Annotated in this window: 12 protein-coding genes; 7 read left to right on the top strand and 5 right to left on the bottom strand. The window is 43.6% G+C overall.

What is annotated here, in order from left to right; all coding sequences use genetic code 11:
- Positions 1 to 80 precede the first annotated feature (80 nt).
- On the top strand, positions 81 to 1,847 hold the full coding sequence (locus tag RKD52_RS04100; RefSeq protein ID WP_454098772.1) for an ATP-binding protein: 1,767 nt from the start codon (positions 81 to 83) through the stop codon (positions 1,845 to 1,847).
- Here the strand turns inward: RKD52_RS04100 and RKD52_RS04105 are convergent.
- The gene (locus tag RKD52_RS04105; protein ID WP_454098773.1) at positions 1,844 to 2,773 is read right to left on the bottom strand and encodes a DMT family transporter; all 930 of its coding nucleotides are present in this window, start codon (positions 2,771 to 2,773) and stop codon (positions 1,844 to 1,846) included. The two genes, RKD52_RS04100 and RKD52_RS04105, sit on opposite strands and share 4 nt — an antisense overlap.
- A 148-nt stretch (positions 2,774 to 2,921) precedes the next feature.
- Here RKD52_RS04105 and RKD52_RS04110 point away from each other — a divergent pair, with 148 nt between their 5' ends.
- On the top strand, positions 2,922 to 3,644 hold the full coding sequence (locus RKD52_RS04110; RefSeq protein WP_454098774.1) for a DsbA family oxidoreductase: 723 nt from the start codon (positions 2,922 to 2,924) through the stop codon (positions 3,642 to 3,644).
- A gap of 360 nt (positions 3,645 to 4,004) precedes the next feature.
- Here the strand turns inward: RKD52_RS04110 and ald are convergent, their stop codons facing one another.
- Positions 4,005 to 5,135, bottom strand: coding sequence for an alanine dehydrogenase (gene ald, locus RKD52_RS04115; RefSeq protein WP_454098775.1), 1,131 nt, complete (start codon positions 5,133 to 5,135; stop codon positions 4,005 to 4,007).
- Between the two features lie 140 nt (positions 5,136 to 5,275).
- Complete coding sequence (locus RKD52_RS04120) at positions 5,276 to 6,505, bottom strand: PucR family transcriptional regulator (RefSeq protein WP_454098776.1); 1,230 nt, start codon at positions 6,503 to 6,505, stop codon at positions 5,276 to 5,278.
- 282 nt (positions 6,506 to 6,787) lie between these two features.
- Between RKD52_RS04120 and RKD52_RS04125 the strand changes: the two genes are divergently transcribed.
- The 4 genes from RKD52_RS04125 to RKD52_RS04140 all read left to right on the top strand — a co-directional run bounded on the left by RKD52_RS04125 (position 6,788) and on the right by RKD52_RS04140 (position 14,596).
- The gene (locus tag RKD52_RS04125) at positions 6,788 to 8,191 is read left to right on the top strand and encodes an amino acid carrier protein (protein ID WP_442504691.1); all 1,404 of its coding nucleotides are present in this window, start codon (positions 6,788 to 6,790) and stop codon (positions 8,189 to 8,191) included.
- A 360-nt stretch (positions 8,192 to 8,551) separates the two neighbouring features.
- Complete coding sequence (locus tag RKD52_RS04130; RefSeq protein WP_454101135.1) at positions 8,552 to 13,078, top strand: cell wall-binding repeat-containing protein; 4,527 nt, start codon at positions 8,552 to 8,554, stop codon at positions 13,076 to 13,078.
- Positions 13,079 to 13,149: 71 nt separating this feature from the next.
- Positions 13,150 to 13,902: a (S)-benzoin forming benzil reductase gene (locus tag RKD52_RS04135; protein WP_454098777.1), complete on the top strand. Its 753-nt coding sequence runs from the start codon at positions 13,150 to 13,152 to the stop codon at positions 13,900 to 13,902.
- Positions 13,903 to 14,053: 151 nt separating this feature from the next.
- Positions 14,054 to 14,596: a hypothetical protein gene (locus RKD52_RS04140; protein WP_454098778.1), complete on the top strand. Its 543-nt coding sequence runs from the start codon at positions 14,054 to 14,056 to the stop codon at positions 14,594 to 14,596.
- A gap of 111 nt (positions 14,597 to 14,707) precedes the next feature.
- Here the strand turns inward: RKD52_RS04140 and RKD52_RS04145 are convergent, their stop codons facing one another.
- Complete coding sequence (locus RKD52_RS04145) at positions 14,708 to 15,181, bottom strand: helix-turn-helix domain-containing protein (protein WP_454098779.1); 474 nt, start codon at positions 15,179 to 15,181, stop codon at positions 14,708 to 14,710.
- Between the two features lie 186 nt (positions 15,182 to 15,367).
- Here RKD52_RS04145 and RKD52_RS04150 point away from each other — a divergent pair, with 186 nt between their 5' ends.
- Positions 15,368 to 15,901, top strand: coding sequence for an HD domain-containing protein (locus tag RKD52_RS04150; RefSeq protein ID WP_454098780.1), 534 nt, complete (start codon positions 15,368 to 15,370; stop codon positions 15,899 to 15,901).
- A gap of 68 nt (positions 15,902 to 15,969) precedes the next feature.
- Here RKD52_RS04150 and RKD52_RS04155 read toward each other — a convergent pair whose 3' ends face one another.
- Positions 15,970 to 17,475, bottom strand: coding sequence for an esterase/lipase family protein (locus tag RKD52_RS04155; RefSeq protein WP_454098781.1), 1,506 nt, complete (start codon positions 17,473 to 17,475; stop codon positions 15,970 to 15,972).
- Between the last annotated feature and the right edge of the window lie 35 nt (positions 17,476 to 17,510).

Raw genomic sequence — 17,510 nt, forward strand, 5'->3', positions numbered from 1 at the left:
GATAAATTGAATGAGCGCACCGGCAGATTATCGTCTATAATGGGGATTGCTTACACAATTAAACCGGAGTGAACGCCATTATGTATTTCACCATTCTTGGACTAGTGTCCCTCATTCCAATGCTTCTTGGGATGATTATTTATATAAACGAAAAAACCATTCTCTCAAAGGCGATCGTTTCCTTTTTAATGATGCTGTTTATTTGGCAGATTGATGTTGCGGTTCTCTACGGAACGGACATATTTTCAGCCGGAACAGCCGAATGGTTATTTAAAATCGGGCGCTTTGGCTCCATTTTTATCCTGCCTGTGGTTTTTTATTTCATGTACCTGCTTTTAAAAGACGAGAACTTTGTTTCCAAAAAAAACTGGTTCAGTGTCATTAACGTAAAAACATTCCGTATCTTTATGCTTTGGAGCACCCTTGTTTTTACTGTCAACCTTACGTCTTACGGAATCTCAGGCATGAGAATGATTCAGGATGATTTTTTCCCTGACCACTACTATCCTGTGTTCGGAGGGCTGAACTGGACGTTTTTTCTGAACATTGCGGCTGTTTTTTTCACCATCCTCATGCTGATCAGGGTTTCCATGCACCTTGCTGACAGAGACGTGCGTTTCTTCAGTATCTTTTTCTGCACATCAATTTTGTTTGTTTTCATGAATGGGATGCTTGCAGGCTACCATGTTCTTCCCTTGTTTTTATCAAGCTTTGGTTCAGTTCTGTCGACGCTTATCATTTTTATGGCATATTTTATTATGCACTCCAGGCGGATTCAGCGGATGAACAGGGATTTAAACGATCAGAAGGACTTTCTCATGAAAGTAATGGACTTGAATCCAAGCTACATTTACGTGAAAAATCAGCAGCTGAAGTTCGTATTGGCCAATAAAGCGATGTCTGAGCTTTACGGCAGGGAAGTAAGTGATCTGATCGGAAAAGAAGACTCCGATTTAAATGACCAGCCGGATCAAATAAAAAAAATCCGGGATGAGGAGCTTCGCATCCTGTCGTGGGAAACCGAAAAATGGGCAGAGCCTGAGCTTGCAATTGACTCGACCGGAGGCACGAGATGGATCGAAGTCACGAAAATACCGGTAAGGCTTGAAGGCGAAACGTACATACTCTGCATAGGGAACGATGTCACTCAAAAGAAGCGGGATGCCGAGCTTATTTTAAAATCAGAAAAGATGAGTGTCATAGGAGAACTTGCGGCAAGCATTGCCCATGAAATCCGAAATCCCCTTACTTCTATTAAAGGTTTTGTCCAGATTCTTCAGGAGGATGAGAGTCTGCGTGCAAGGCGGGATCATTTAAGAGTCATGTCAGAAGAAATCGACAGAATCAATGAAGTTGTCGGAGAATTGCTGCTGATTGCAAAGCCGCAAATGCAGACGATGACTTCTGTTGAGATGAAGACGGTGATTGAAGATGTCATGATGCTTATGAGAGGCAGTGCCGAAACAAAGGATATTCGCTTTAAGCTTGCTGCAAGCGAACCTTTCTGGATACAAGGCTACAAAAATCACTTAAAACAAGTGTTCATTAATCTGATTAAAAATGCAATCGAATCCATGCCGGGCGGAGGCACAGTCTCTGCATCTATTAAAAGACTGCCTGACGGCCGGATTCAACTATCTATAGCAGACGAAGGCACCGGTTTAAGCAGAGCGCGGCTCGAAAAGCTTGGCGAGCCTTTTTATACGACTAAGGAGAAGGGCACAGGGCTCGGGCTGACAGTGTGCTATAAGATTATCAGGGAAGAGCATCAGGGAGACATTCAGTTTGAAAGTGAGGAAGGGCAGGGAACCGTGGTTCATGTTACCCTTCCGGAAAAACAGGATTAAAGGCTGCGGCTTTTTGATCCTGTTTTTTTACTGGCATTTGTGCCGATTACTCCTGCAATAATAAGGAAAGCGCCGATCCAATGGTACAGGTAAATCGTTTCATTCAGCACAATTGCCCCGGCTGCAATGGAAATAACAGTAGAAAGATTCACAAATACACTCATTTGGGAAGCAGGCAGCTTCGAAAGAATATAGTTAGACAGAAAAGAGGTCAAAAAAGTAGCAAAAACCCCTAAAAAGCAGGTGTACAGCAAGAATGGAACATTTGTCCACAGAGATGCATAGCTCATCAAATCACCTGCTGCGGCATGCTGAATAATGGCATAGGCATTAAAAAAGATAAAGCCGAACGTAACCATAATAAAGCTCAGCTGCAGGGGAGAATAAGAGACTGAAAGAAACCTTGCGAGCACCGTATAACCGGCAATAGAAAGGCAGGCTATAAACAGCAGCAGATAGCCGAGATAGCTGCCCATATCAATGCTCGCGCCTTTCATGTAAAAAATGGAGACAACCCCGGAAATGGACATAAAAATAAACAGTACCTGAACGAAGTTTGTACGTTCTTTTAAAAATAAGGCAGCAAGAAGAGCAGTTAAAATTGGAGCAAACGCCATCAGAATACCGCCTTCAGCTGAAGTGGTATAAAGAAGGCCAAAAGCTTGAAAACTAAAAAACATTGTTGGGTAAAACAGGGCAAGCAGCAATAAATAGCCTAGGGATTTTTTGCTTTTGATTGCCGGAAGCTTCACTTTAAAGATGATCTGGATCAGAATAAGAACAATAAAACCAAGGGTAAAACGGTAAGACAGCGTATCGGACGGGGAGGCATCCTCGAGCGCAAGTTTTGTAAATAGGAAGGTCAGCCCCACAATGGAGGCATTCAGAATTGCCGCCAAATAAGGCAGGAGTATTTTTTTGTTCATCTTTTGCACCCCTTTCATTCTTCACCATACCATGTTTCCGGACAGTTTGGGTAAGATATCCAATGGAAGGATAAAAGTCAATGCTTCTGTTCTGCTCTTTTCTGATGATTATGCTACTATAGGACTATCTTTGAAATGAGGTGCTGTGATGAAAATCGAGATTTGGTCTGACTACGTCTGCCCATTCTGCTATATAGGAAAAAGAAGGCTGGAAGAGGCTCTTGAATCTTTTCCGCATAAAGAACACGTGGATGTCGAGTTTAAAGCATTTGAACTTGATCCGAATACTCCGCTGAAAACGGATCAGACGATTCACGAACAGCTTGCTGCCAAATACGGCATGACGGTTGAACAGGCAAAAGAGGCAAGTGCCAATGTCGCCCTGCAGGCGAAAAGTGCAGGCCTGAATTTCCGGTTTGAGAATATGAAGCCTGCAAACACATTCGATGCCCATCGCCTGGCGAAGTACGCTGCTTCAGAAGGAAAAGAGAAAATGATCTCAGAGAAGCTGCTCCAAGCTTACTTCACGGAATCAAAGGACATTTCCGACCACGGAGTGCTCGCAGATCTCGCTGAGGCATCGGGAATGGAGCGGACGAAAGTTCTTGAAATTCTGAGCGATAAAGCAGCTTTTGGCGGTGAAGTCCGCGGAGATGAAGCGGCTGCGCGCCAGTACGGCATAAGCGGGGTCCCGTATTTTATCATTAACAATAAATATGCGATTTCAGGTGCACAGCGAACAGAAACCTTCTCAGGCGCCCTTGAAAAGGTGTGGGCCGAAGAACAGGCTGCTTCAAAGCTGCAGGACCTTTCCGGCGGAGAGGGCGATGTATGCGGCGATGATGGCTGTGACATTGCAGGAGAAAAATAAGAGGTGGACGACTCGCAGAGGAAGCGGGTCGTTTTTTTGTTATCTAAATGCATCCTTATTAAAATGGAATGCGGAAATATAGGGGAAATGCTGCCCCATAAAAACGGACACCTGAAATATGGGGCAGTAAAACCCGAAAATGCTGCCCTGTAAAAGTGGACACCTGAAATATGGGGTAGTAAAACCCGAAAATACATCCCTATAAAAGTGGACTCCGGAAATATGGGGCAGCAAAACCCGAAAATGCTGCCCTATAAAAAAGAACACCAAGAATATATGATCCCAACGCATACCCGAAAATATGGAACAACGAAAAAACCGGCCCAAAAGGCCGGTTTCATCTTTATCATTTATAAACCATTACTTAACCGCAATCTCTTTATCAAGAGCTACGTCAACTGGCACATATGTGTATCCAAGGTCGCGTGCTACGGCTTCATACGTGATGTCGCCTTTCGCAGCGTTCACGCCGGCTTTCAAAGCTGTGTTTTCTGCAATCGCTTTGTTGACGCCTTTGTTTGCAATTTGCAGCGCGTAAGGCACGGTTACGTTTGTAAGAGCTAGCGTAGATGTTCTTGGCACAGCACCTGGCATGTTAGCAACTGCATAGTGCACAACACCGTGTTTTACGTATGTTGGATTGTCATGAGTTGTGATGTGGTCAACAGTTTCTACGATACCGCCCTGGTCGATGGCAACATCAACGATGACTGAGCCTGGTTTCATGGATTGAACCATCGCTTCAGATACTAGAGTAGGAGCTTTTGCACCAGGGATCAGCACCGCGCAGATTAGTAGATCAGCTTCTGCAACTGCGTTTGCGATGTTCACAGGGTTTGACATCAGGGTTTTGATCTGGTTTCCGAAGATGTCGTCAAGTTCACGCAGTCTGTCTGCGCTAAGGTCGATGATTGTTACGTCTGCGCCAAGGCCGATTGCCATTTTCGCAGCGTTTGTTCCTACAACTCCGCCGCCGATGATTGTTACTTTTCCGCGGCTAACGCCAGGGACGCCGGCAAGCAGAATGCCTTTTCCGCCTTTAGGTTTTTCAAGGAACTGCGCACCGATTTGTGCAGCCATTCGTCCAGCCACTTCACTCATTGGTGTAAGAAGAGGCAGTGTGCGTCCTGCTGATACCGTTTCGTACGCAATAGCTGTAACCCCTTTGTTTTTAAGCGCTTCTGCAAGAGCAGGCTCAGCAGCTAAATGCAAGTATGTGAAAAGAATAAGTCCCTCGCGGAAGAAGCCGTATTCAGATGGCAGCGGCTCTTTTACTTTCATCACCATTTCAGCAGCCCAGACGTCTTTCACGTCTTCTGCAATGACTGCACCGGCAGCCGCATAGTCAACGTCAGTGAAACCGCTTCCAATTCCAGCGTCCTTTTGTACAATCACTTTATGTCCAGCAGCTGTAAATTGTGTAACCCCGCCAGGAGTTAACGCTACTCGGTTTTCGTTGTTTTTAATTTCTCCGGGAACTCCAATAATCATTGAAATCCTTCCTCCTTTTGAAGAAGCCTTAAACTGGCTTTTCTCTCAAATGTGTTGATTTCCTGACATCAGTATAAAGCGTTTTCTCACACATTTGTTTGTTTAAAAAAGAGAAAGGATTTCAGATCATTTGTGAAATTTCACAAATTCATTTTATCGAGCTTCAGGCTGAGATAAATCGTGATTTTCTGATTTGGATTCCGCAGATCAAGCTCTGCGATTTGAGAAATCCGCTTCATTCTGTAGCCAAGTGTATTGACATGAACATTCAAGGCTTTTGCTGCTTCATTCACATTGCTGTCTTTATCCAAATAGGTTTCAAGCGTCTCAACCAGATCCGTGTGATGAACCTGATCATATTCCTTCAGCCTTCTCAGGGAATAGTGAACAAACCCCTCTTTTTGCTGTTTTTCATGAAGCAGATCTAAATACTGATAGATGCCAAGCTCTGAAAAACTGTTCAAGCCGTCTGTTTCTTCAGTAAACCGCTTTTTTATGTTTTGGACAGAAAGGGCCTCTTTGTAGCTGAGTTCAATTTGATCAATTTCGCGGTAAATGCTTCCGATCGCTGCTTTCACACGGTCAATTTTGAACCGTTCGCTTAGCTGAAGAATGGTCCAGTCGACAAACTGCTTGATGTCATAGAGAGGCTGATCGCTTTTTGGCGAAAGCAAAACAATCAGCTCGTTTTGGTCAAGGGTAGAAAGCAGCACGTGTACCTGCTGAGTCGTCTGAAGCAGATAGTTGATCTGTTTTTCGGTCGGCTCTTTGATCTCCTCGCTGAAGCGGAAAAGAACGACAGAATGCTGTGAAGGAGGCGTGACGCCAATTTCATGAAAGCCATTAAGGATCTCATCTTTTTGCTGAATATGCCCCGTCAGCAGTTTCCAGAAGAACTCCTGGTTTCTTTCTTCTTTTTTGGATGTGCGGTTATGAAAGTTCAGCAGCTTCCCTTTTACAACCTGAGCTGCCTTTTTTAAAAGGCCAAGTTCTTCGTCCGTAAGCTTTTTATCAATTTCAAGCGCCCAAATAAACCCAAGCACTTCTTCGTTTTTCCAGATGGAAATGGCTATCCGGTTCCCGAGTCCTACTTCATCAATGTTTTTGACGCGGATTGGATCATCAGTCTGGAGAAGCATAGGGATCGTGCCGTCCTTCCAGAGGCTGTTGATGACCTTCTCCGGAACCCGTCTGCCGATAATGGTGGAGATCCGGGCCTGGTCTGTGCAGTCATCATGTGTACTGTAGGCTAAAAGCCTGTGGTTCACATCTTCTATTGTAATCGGGCACTGCAGAACCTCACTGATGCGGTCCGCTACATCTTCAAGTCTGTCTGAATGGTGGTGAAAAGGATCTATTGAACGGTTCATCTGAAAATCACCTGCTTTTTTTACGTTTATAAAATGAACAATGAAATATTATTCTATCTTATCTTTCTGAAGAGTTTAATTTAAGCGAAAAAAATTGGTACTTTTTTAGTTTTGACAACGGAGACCCTTATGGATATTATGTAACTAGCCTTTGTAAAAATCAACAAAAAGGATGTACTTGTTTTATGGAATTCAACAATTACATAGTAGTATCTTAAAATTTATTATAGTGATATGGTGTGAAAGCGTTAACAAAATGACACAGCACAGGGGTGACGGCACATGATGGATATACTTTCAAAGATTAACGGGATCCTTTGGGGAACTCCAAGTTTAATTCTATTATTTGGGACAGGCTTATTTTTAACATTTGTGTTAAAAGGTTTGCAGTTTAGAAGACTGATTTATGCGTTTCAGCTTGGCTTCTCAAAAAAACATCAGGAAGATGATGGGGCCGAAGGGGATGTCAGCAACTTTAAAGCGCTGATGACAGCTCTTGCCGCTACCATCGGAAACGGAAATATAGCCGGGGTAGCAACAGCCATTACGCTTGGAGGACCCGGTGCAATTTTCTGGATGTGGGTTGTCGGACTGCTCGGAATGGCGACGAAATATTCAGAGGCGCTTCTTGCCATGAAATACCGGGTTAAAAATGATAACGGAGAATATTCCGGAGGACCGATGTACTATGTAGAAAAAGGACTCGGGAAAAAATGGAAATTCCTTGCACTTGCATTTGCCCTGTTCGGAGCATTCGCAGCTCTGGGCATTGGAAACAGTGTGCAATCCAATACCATTGCACAGGTCATGGATGACAGCTTTGGAATTGGCGGATTGACAACAGGCATCATTCTGGCAGCTCTCACAAGCTTGATTATTTTCGGCGGTATTCAGAGAATCAGTACAGTTGCAAGTTTCTTTGTTCCGATTATGGCATTTCTGTACATCGGAGGTGCCCTGATGATTCTTGCTGTAAATTACGATCAGATCCTTCCTGCTTTCGGAACCATTTTCCACTATGCCTTTAACCCTGTTGCCGCTGCCGGCGGATTTGTCGGGGTTGCAGTGGTGGAAGCGATTCGAAGCGGAGTTTCCAGAGGAATCTTCTCAAACGAAGCTGGTCTTGGTACGGCAGCATTGATTGCCGGTAATGCTAAATCAGATCATCCGGTTAAACAGGCGCTTGTGGCTATGACCGGCACATTTATTGTGACGATCATTGTTTGTACAATGACTGGTCTTGTCCTTGTTATCACAGGCTTCTGGGATCCATCAGGCGGTTTGATTTCAGGTGTGGAACACAATGCAGCACTTGACGGCGGCGCGCTGACATCAGCAGCTTTTGCATCTGCACTTGGGGCAGTTGGAGAATATATCGTAGCATTTTCTGTTATCTTCTTTGGATTTTCAACAATCGTCGGCTGGTATGTTTACGGTGAAAAATGCTTTGAATACCTGGTTGGCACAAAGGGTATTCTCGGCTACAGGCTGATCTACATCTTTGCCTGCGGATACGGAGCTGTTGCGCAGCTTACAGTAGTATGGGCATTTGCTGATATGGCGAATGCGCTTATGATGATTCCTAACTTAATTGCCTTAATCTTACTATGGAAAGTAATCGTAAATGAAACAAATGATTATTTTGAAAATCACTATAAAATGGCAGAATACAAGAAAGCCAGTTAAGAAAAAAAAACGCGGACAATTGGGTCCGCGTTTTTTTTTAGGTCAATTTGTTCATTCATTTGAATGTAACAGGTAAAAATTATTTACATTGTGTAAATGAATTGTGGTTTTTTTGCAAATCATCTGTAAATTCCTTAATATTTGACAAAAAAGTGATATATTAAAAGGGTGCTAAATTACATGATTCGACCGGAGGTGTATGTGAAGACAATAATTCCAAAGGGGATAACATTTAGTTGCTTATTAAACATGTCTATGTAAGTAAACGCTTACATTATTGTGGTTAAAATAAGCCGGCCAAGGTTACATACGCTTATTTCATTATTTTAGTTATTTTGAGGGGGAACCAGTTTGAAGATCATGAAAAAACAGCTGATCGCTCTGACAACGATTTTTGCTTTGCTTGTTTCGCTGATGGTGCCGTTTGGTGCACCCGCGCAGGCAGAAGGCAATATGACTGTTGCGGAAGCCATCGCGAATAATACCGGAAACGGGACAGTTGAAGGTTATATTGTAGGATATACAAGCAGTACATCAAGTGTTGATTTTGAAGCGCCTTTTTCAGCTGATACAAACTTTGCAATTGCTGACAGCGCAGATGAAAAAGATGTATCAAAACTTCTTCCTGTGCAGCTTCCAACAACTTTCCGCAGCAAATTCGGGCTGTTAACAAATCCCGATAATGTTGGCAAGAAAGTAGTCGTTACAGGCTCACTTGAAGCATATTTTTCAAAGCCGGGCCTTAGAAATCCTACAGCCATGGTATTTGACGGCGAAACACCTGAAGAGCCAAAACCATTTGAAGGTGTTGAAGGACTGCGTATCCATGATATTCAAGGCGCAGGCCATAAATCTCCTTATGACACTCAAAACGTGAAAGCAGTTGAAGGAATTGTTACTCACGTCAAGGATGCAAGCAATTTCTACATGCAGGATGCTTCTCCCGATGACAACCCGAATACGTCCGAAGCTGTTCTTGTTTACAAACCTTCCCATGGCGCTAAAGAAGGCGACCTCGTCTCTGTGGACGGTCAGGTAAAAGAATGGGTGCTTGACGGTTACTCCGAAAAACTTCAGACAGACCTTGCCATGACTGAAATCAATGCCCAAAACGGCAATGTAACAGTCAAGTCAGGCGGACAGGCACTTCCTGCTGCTGTTGTGATCGGCAAAGATGCCATCCCTCCGACTGAAGTCATCGATAACGACCAGTTCAGCAAATTTGACCCTGAGGAAGACGGAATCGATTTTTACGAAAGTCTTGAAGGCATGCGTGTTTCTCTTGAAAGCCCTACAGTAACAGGACCCCAGAACTACGGTGAGGTAACGGTTATTACAGGCAAAACAGAAGGAAAAGCGTATACGAAAGAGGGAGCTCCGCTTCTGACAAAGGAAAACCAGAATCCTGAAAGAATGTTCCTGCTTCTTGATAACCGCAATTATGTTGCGAAAGCGGGAGATAAGTTTGACGGCACAGTAACAGGCGTTGTCAGCTATGGTTTCAGCAACTTTAAAATTCTTGTAAAAGAAGCAAATCTTCCAGCATTGAATGAGCGTGCATTTACACCGGAAGTTACGACAATTGAAAAGGCTGAGGACAAGCTTACGGTTGCAGGCTATAACATTGAAAACTTTGCAGCTTCAGATGCTGAAAAGCGCGACAAACTTTCTAGATCGATTGTTGATAACCTGAAGTCTCCGGATATTATCGGACTTGTAGAAGTACTTGACGAAAGCGGAACGACAGATGACGGAACGGTTAAAGCAGATGCAAACTATAAAGCATTAAGCGATGCTGTTAAAGGCTTCGGCGGTCCTGCTTACGCATGGACAGAAATCGCTCCTGAAGATAAAAAGGACGGCGGAGTTCCTGGCGGAAACATCCGTGTCGGATTCCTTTACAACCCTGAAAGAGTCACTTTGAAAGAAGGCACAAAAGGAACGGCAACAGAAGCAGCCGGCTATGAAAATGGCTCTTTGACACTTAACCCGGGACGCATTGCTCCTCAGGATCCTGCGTTCACAGACAGTCGCAAGCCTCTTGCTGCAGAGTTTACTTTTAAAGGCGAAGATGTTGTTGTCATCAATAATCACTTCAACTCTAAAGGCGGAGACGAGCCGTTATTCGGCAAAAAACAGCCTCCGGTTCTTGGCAGTGAAGCTCAGCGCATGGAAATTGCCAAAATTGTTAATGAGTTTGTAGCTGATATTCATGCTAAAAACGAAAATGCAAATGTCATCGTAACAGGTGACTTGAACGACTTTGAATTCTCAGCTCCTCTTCAGACATTAAAGGGCACTGAGCTTACAAACCTTGTAGAAACACTTCCTTTATCTGAGCGCTATACGTACTCTTATCAAGGAAACGCACAGGTTCTTGATCACATGCTCGTGTCAAACCGCTTAGCTTCAAAAGCTGAATTTGACATTGTGAACTTCAACTCTCCATATATGGAAGAGCATGGCCGTGCAAGCGACCACGATGCACTTGTTGGACAATTTGATTTAGCAGCAGAAACGAAAGATGAATACAATCTTTCTATTATGCACACGAACGATACTCATGCACATGTAGAGAAATACCCACAGCTTTTCACAGCTGTGAACAAGTTCCGCGGAGAAAAGGACAACAGCCTTCTTGTTGATGCGGGAGATGTTTTCTCAGGTACATTGTATTTCCGTCAATACCTTGGTTTAGCGGATCTTCATTTTATGAATCAGCTGAACTTTGATGCGATGACTCTTGGAAACCATGAGTTTGACAAAGACTCAAAAACGCTTGCAAACTTTATTAAAGTCATGGAATTCCCAATGGTTTCATCTAACGTAAACGTTAAAGATGATGCAGATCTTGGACCTCTTTTCAAAGATGAAGTGGCAGCATCTGGTGAAGGCGGCAACATCTACCCTGCCATTATTAAAGAAATCGGCGGGGAAAAAGTAGGGATTTACGGTTTAACGACTCCGGATACGGCTTTCCTTGCAAGTCCTGGAGAAAATGTTGTATTTGAAGACGTTGTCCAAAAATCAAATGAAACAATCAGCAGACTGAAAGAGGAAGGCGTTAATAAGATTGTTGTTCTTTCTCACTTAGGATACGCACCAGACCTTAAACTTGCTGAGGAAGTGGACGGAATTGACGTGATTGTCGGCGGACACTCCCACACGAAGCTTGAAGCTCCTGTTTTAATTGAAAAAGAAGAACCGACGGTCATCGTACAGGCTGGTGAATACCTGAATTTCCTTGGAATGCTTGATGTTACCTTCAATAATGAAGGTGTTGTGACAGGACACAACGGTCACTTAGAAACGCTTGCAAACTATGAAAAGGATGCAGCAGCTGAAGCGAAAGTCTTGGAATACAAAGCACCTCTTGAAGAAATTAAGAATGAAGTCGTAGGAAATACATCGGTTGCCCTTAACGGACTTCGCGCTGATGTCCGCACGAAAGAAACAAACCTTGGAAACCTGATTGCTGACGGCATGGCTGCTAAAGCAAATGAATCTATTAAGACGCATATTGCCCTTCAAAACGGCGGCGGTGTACGTGATTCAATCAACGAAGGTGAAATTACTCTTGGCGAAGTTCTTACAGTACTTCCTTTCGGAAATAACCTAGTAACACTTGATCTGACAGGACAGGAACTCCTTGATGCACTTGAGCACAGCGTCAGCGGAGTGGAAACAGGAGAAGGACGTTTCCTTCAAGTTTCAGGCCTGAACTTCAAGTACGACATAAACAAGCCTGTCGGAGACAGAGTCTGGTTTGCAGAAGCAAAAACAGACAGCGGTTTTGAATCAATTGATCCGGAGGGAACATACCGCGTGGCTACAAATGCATTTACAGCTGACGGCGGAGACGGATACACAATGTTCAAGAAAGCAAAAGATGACGGCCGCATGACTGAGCTGTTTGTAGTCGATTACGAAGTATTCACTTCTTACCTTGCTAAGAACAATCCTGTATCTCCTAAAGTAGAAGGAAGAATTGTTCAGGCAGAAGAAGTAAAAGAAACTCCGGTAACACGCATTGAAGGCAAAGACCGTTACAAAACGGCTGTTGAAATCTCGAAAAAAGGATGGGAAACAGCAAAAACAGTCGTTATTGCACGCGGAGATTCTTTCCCTGATGCACTAGCTGGAGCACCGCTTGCCAAAAAATTTGATGCACCAATTCTTTTAACACAAAAAGATGGACTGAATGCTGCAGCTAAAGCTGAGATTAAGCGTTTAGGAGCTGAAAAAGTCATCATTCTCGGCGGCAAAGAAGCAATCAGCAATTACGTTAAAAACCAGCTTCAAGGTATTGATAACGTTGAAAAAGTTCAGCGCATCGGAGGAGAAAACCGCTTTGAAACAGCTGCCAACATTGCAGCGAATCTTGGCGGAGACCCAGAAAAGGCGGTAGTGGTTAACGGAAGAAACTTCCCTGACGCTTTGGCTGTTTCCTCTTACGCAGCGAAAATGAAGTATCCGATCCTTTTGACAGATGCTGAAAATCTTCCAGCAGCATCCACTAAAGCATTAAAAGAGATTGACAGTGCCATTGTTGCCGGCGGAGAGAATGCAGTTTCAGAAAATGTATTCAAGAAGCTGAAAAATGCTGAGCGTGTTGCAGGGAAGGACCGCTATGCGACAGCAGCTGAAGTTGCCAAGAAACTGAACCCTTCAAACAAAGTGTTCATTGCAACCGGCACAACTTTTGCAGATGCTCTTACAGGCTCTGTTCTTGCTTCAAAACATGAAGCTTCTATGCTTTTAGTGAAGAAAACAGCTGTTCCATCTGCAACTAAAAATGCAATTGAAGCATTGAAAGCAGATGACTTTACAATCCTTGGCGGCAAAGAAGCTGTAGGAGAAGAAGTTGTAAACGAACTGAAAAAATAAGATCCATGCTGCCGGGAGGTGTTCCCGGCAGTTTTTTGATAGAATGTAAGTAGAAAGAAAGGAGCGGGAAAATGAACACTACGATTATTACAGGAGCTTCAAGAGGACTCGGGGAAGCAATTGTCAAACAGCTTCTATCACCCGGCCATCACATCATTTATCTCTCGCGTTCAGAAAACCATTCCCTGCGGCAGCTTGCATTTGAAAAAGACGCTGTTCTTCAATTCGTTCCGTGCGATCTGTCTAATGCTCATCAAACTGAAGCAGCGATTACGGAAGTATTTGAAAAAATCAATTGGGATGCTGCCGAACAGCTGACGCTTATTAACAATGCGGGAACGGTTCATCCAATGAAGCCTGTAGGAAAAGCGGAAGTGTCTGAAATTGAAACGCACATTCAGCTTAATTTGACAGCTCCGATGGTTTTAAGCCATGCTTTCGCAGCGAAAACAAAAGATCTTCGCGTGAAAAAAACAGTTGTAAACATATCTTCCGGTGCAGCGAATTATTCATTGTTCGGATGGAGTGCCTACTCCAGCTCAAAAGCGGGCCTTGACATGTTTACAAAATCTTTCGGTCTTGAACAGAAGCAGGAGAACCATCCTATTACCGTTCTATCCTTCTCGCCGGGCATCATGGATACAGAGATGCAGGGGAATATTCGAAGCACAAAGCCTGAGGATTTTGCGGATGTGGCAAGGTTTCAGGAGTATCATAAAACAGGAAAGCTCAGGTCAGCGGATTTTGTTGCAGGCGTCCTCCTGAATCTGCTTGGAGAAGAGCCTGAAAACGGCAGAATTTATGATATCAAAGAATTTCTATAAGAAGCTTCGGCACTCATTCATTGAGTGCTTTTTTTTTATGTTGAACTCTTGCAGGACACCATATTTTCACATGATTTCACACAATTCTTTTCTTATGGTTTTCCTTCTGTCGGACAAGATAAGACTAATCAGCAAAAAGGAGTGGTAAACCATGGGAAAAAGAAAATGGCTTTTTATCTTCTCGGCCGCAGGGCTGCTCTTGTCAGCAGCGCCAAATGTTCAGGCAGAAAAAGCAGAAAGCCGTCATCACGAAAAGGAAGAGTGGATTGCGGAAAGAGAAAAACTGGATCAGCAGCTGCTGGAGCTTGCGGATAAATACTCTCCCGAAACAAAGAAAGAGTGGGAGGATGTACTCAGTGAAAGAAAGCGATTATTAGATAGGATGGGAAAGCAGGGTCTGCACAAAAGACATCATCACTTCAAAGCTCATAGGCAAAAAGAAATCACTGAAATGAAAGAGAAAGTAAAGAACGGTGAAATGACAGAAGCGCAAATGAAGGAAAAAATAAATTCGTTCAAAGCGAAAAGAGAACAATTCAAACTCAAAAGAGCTCAAGCCCGAAAACAATGGGAGGCTGCCGTCAGAAGCAATGATGGGGCAAAAATAAAAGAACTGCTCGATGCCAGACTTCAGTACATGAAAAAGCATAATGATAAAATGAAGCAGGTGCTAGACAGCGAACCTGCCCGTTAAATGGAAAGAGGGAGGCTTTTTGGCAACCCTCTTTTTTCTTCAAAAATAGTGATTATTTCTATGCCAAAATGTTTGCAGCCGCATATACTTAATAAAACGCCGGCCTTGTACTTATTGGCGCGTTTTTCCGGGAGAATCACCCGTCAATTCGGCCCATTTTCTGTCCAATTCGTCTTTATCGAAAGAGGAAAACCAGCGGTAATCATCATGGTCAATGATTCTGTAGTGAAAACTGATAATGTTTTGCTGCATTTTATACTTGCTGCTGCTTGCAATATCCCTCCACCAGACTTTCCCTCCCATCGTCTTCTCTTTGCGGGAATGAATTTTCTGGTGGGCAACCAGCTGAACGACATCCAGAGGATCCCCGCCGATTGCGGAATGAAGTGCGGCATTGTCTCTGAAAAGGGTGCAGAGAACGACGATTGTTGCCCAGGATGCTTCCTGCCGCCCTTTTTCAATTTGCACAAGTGTTTTTTTGGATAGGCCGAGCACTTCAGCCATTTCTTCTTGTGTATAACCGCTTTCTGTACGGATGGAAAGAATTTTGCCTGATAGTGCGGAAATCAGTTCATGCTTTTTCATAGATCCTCCCCAGCTCATCTTTTAGTGTAATTCTACACGAAGAGTCAGCCTAAATCTATCAGGAAGAGGAAGATTATGTTATGCCATGTAACAGGATTGTTGCGGCTGCATGAGTAATATGATAATGTATATAGAAATATTTTTAACGGTTCCGTTATTATCATTATTTTTCAGGGAGGAGATTACATGCGAAATGTCACTTTGACAGAGGTTTATTCCCATCCGATTGCTCAAAAATATCTGCAGCGTTCAGGCTTAGCGCATGCAATTGCAGTAACCTGTCATGCATATAAATTAGCGGTAAAATACGGGGTGAATCCTGATTTAGCGACGAAAGCAGCCCTTCTCCATGATATTGGACATTATGAATGGTATACAGACGGAGAATGGGATTTTGAAAAGTACAAAGAAAACGATATTCATGCCATTAAAGGGGCAGAACGCGCCCATAAATTGTTAATTCGCCTGGGAGAAAATCCCCAGTCTGCAAAAGAGATTGCCCTTGCGATCCTGCTTCATACAGATTCCTATCTTCCTGAAGGTTCATTGAACCAAAGCACGCTTCAGAAAGTTGTCAGATTAGCGGATGAAATGGATGAAGAGCCGGGCGGAGGGCATCACTACCGTAAAATAAATGAAGTGACAGCGCTCAAGACCATTCAAAAGCTGGATGAAAAAATAGACCGGCTGCCGAATTCTTCATTAAAAGAATCCGTTTAATGTGTATTTATCCTGCTGTCTTCATCAGCAGAAAAAATCCACCAATGAAACTGGTGGATTTCAGCTGCTTACTGAACAAACCATTTGCCGTCAGTGTCAACATACACCGATTTAATAAACGTCCGTTCAATGATTTCTCCTTTTTGTATTTTCCCTCGAGCTTCTACTGTAATGTTATAGAGACCTTCCTGCACTAAATGAATTCCTGCTGAAGTTTGCTGTTTTGTTTTCGTTAGTTTCTGTGAACGGATTTTCATTTTATTTTTATAATGATCAATCGTAATAGTTGCTTCTGTTTCTTTTAGAGCCTTTGCGGAATTTGTTTTAAAAGAAATTTTCTGGTTTTGCTTTGAGAGCGGCAGCATGGAAATGGCGTCATGATTGTCAGAGCTGTAAGAGACGTGCAACAAATAGGCTTCTTTATCCTGATTCTGTGCAGTGAGCTGCCATTTTCCGCTTACAGGAAGCGTCAAGACAGCCTGATGATGATAGGCTCCACTGAAAATCCCATCAGCTGCCGCTGTTTTAAATGATGTGATGACCTTCTTTCCGTCAGGTGAGTGAAGAGAGAGGTTTGTTTGTTGTGAGCTGCTCAGCCAGTCAACGGTTACTTTCTTTACACCGTCTTCTGCATAGAATGACTCCTGCTTGACTCCAGAGAACTCGCCGCCTCTAATGTAGAAGGCAGAAGAGGCATCTGAAGCAGATACATCTTCGCCTTTGCTTGTTGTGAAGGATGCTGTTCCTGCCGTTCTTAAATACGGTTCAAATAGAAGAAACGTGGAGCTTCCTTTATTTACAGAGTAGTGATCCCAGCTGCCGATTTTAATCTCCCTGCCGTACCCGAGGCGTGAAGATTGTACCGTCACAGCTCCGTCATTGCTTCCATAAGAACTTAAATACAACCCTCCCCAGTATAGCGAAGATCCGAAGCTTCCCCATTTGGTGCCGCCGAACGTATATATCGGATTTTTTCTTGCATTCGCATGTGCATCTGTCTGGGTTCTGAACTGACTCATATATCCTGTCTGAAGGGAATAGACAGCATCGTTTTTACTGCCGAGAATGCCTGAGAGCCATCCCGCCCAGCTGCTGTATGCAAGATCTGCAAGCTGTGAACCTGAGTGAGGGGTGGACAAAGTGATCAAATTGCTCACATATTGATGGGCGCCGTAATGAACCAGAGCTGATTGCGCATCAATTCCGCCTTTGCTGTGAGTGACCAGGACAAGTTTTTTACCCCCAAAATACTGGTAGATTTCGCTCAGCTTCTGTGAAAGAAGTGCGCCATTGTCCCACATGTTCTTAGTGGGATATAAATCAACAAAGGCTGTCTGATAGCCATTTGCTAAGGCAGTGCTGTACATATCATTTCCGTTCCACCACGTATTTGAAGAGCTGTTGAGTCCGTGCACAAAAACGACCGGTGATTTAGAAGTGCTTTGTGATGCCGGTGCATCGCCAACATACCACTGGCCAGGCGTACCTGTATAATCTCCTCCAAAAGAGCCGGCATATGTACTTCCAGGCAAAATGAGCAGAAAAACAGCAAACAGCAGAATCCACTTTTTCAAGTTCCATCTCCTCCTTCTTTATGAAAACCTTTACA

This window comes from Metabacillus sp. SLBN-84 (assembly GCF_053629595.1).

Coding starts and splice junctions, on each gene's coding strand:
- RKD52_RS04140 (WP_454098778.1), top strand. CDS start 14,054: ATGGGAAAAAGAAAATGGCTTTTTATCTTCTCGGCCGCAGGGCTGCTC.
- ald (WP_454098775.1), bottom strand. CDS start 5,135: ATGATTATTGGAGTTCCCGGAGAAATTAAAAACAACGAAAACCGAGTA.
- RKD52_RS04110 (WP_454098774.1), top strand. CDS start 2,922: ATGAAAATCGAGATTTGGTCTGACTACGTCTGCCCATTCTGCTATATA.
- RKD52_RS04120 (WP_454098776.1), bottom strand. CDS start 6,505: ATGAACCGTTCAATAGATCCTTTTCACCACCATTCAGACAGACTTGAA.
- RKD52_RS04145 (WP_454098779.1), bottom strand. CDS start 15,181: ATGAAAAAGCATGAACTGATTTCCGCACTATCAGGCAAAATTCTTTCC.
- RKD52_RS04100 (WP_454098772.1), top strand. CDS start 81: ATGTATTTCACCATTCTTGGACTAGTGTCCCTCATTCCAATGCTTCTT.
- RKD52_RS04135 (WP_454098777.1), top strand. CDS start 13,150: ATGAACACTACGATTATTACAGGAGCTTCAAGAGGACTCGGGGAAGCA.
- RKD52_RS04105 (WP_454098773.1), bottom strand. CDS start 2,773: ATGAACAAAAAAATACTCCTGCCTTATTTGGCGGCAATTCTGAATGCC.
- RKD52_RS04125 (WP_442504691.1), top strand. CDS start 6,788: ATGATGGATATACTTTCAAAGATTAACGGGATCCTTTGGGGAACTCCA.
- RKD52_RS04130 (WP_454101135.1), top strand. CDS start 8,552: ATGAAAAAACAGCTGATCGCTCTGACAACGATTTTTGCTTTGCTTGTT.
- RKD52_RS04150 (WP_454098780.1), top strand. CDS start 15,368: ATGCGAAATGTCACTTTGACAGAGGTTTATTCCCATCCGATTGCTCAA.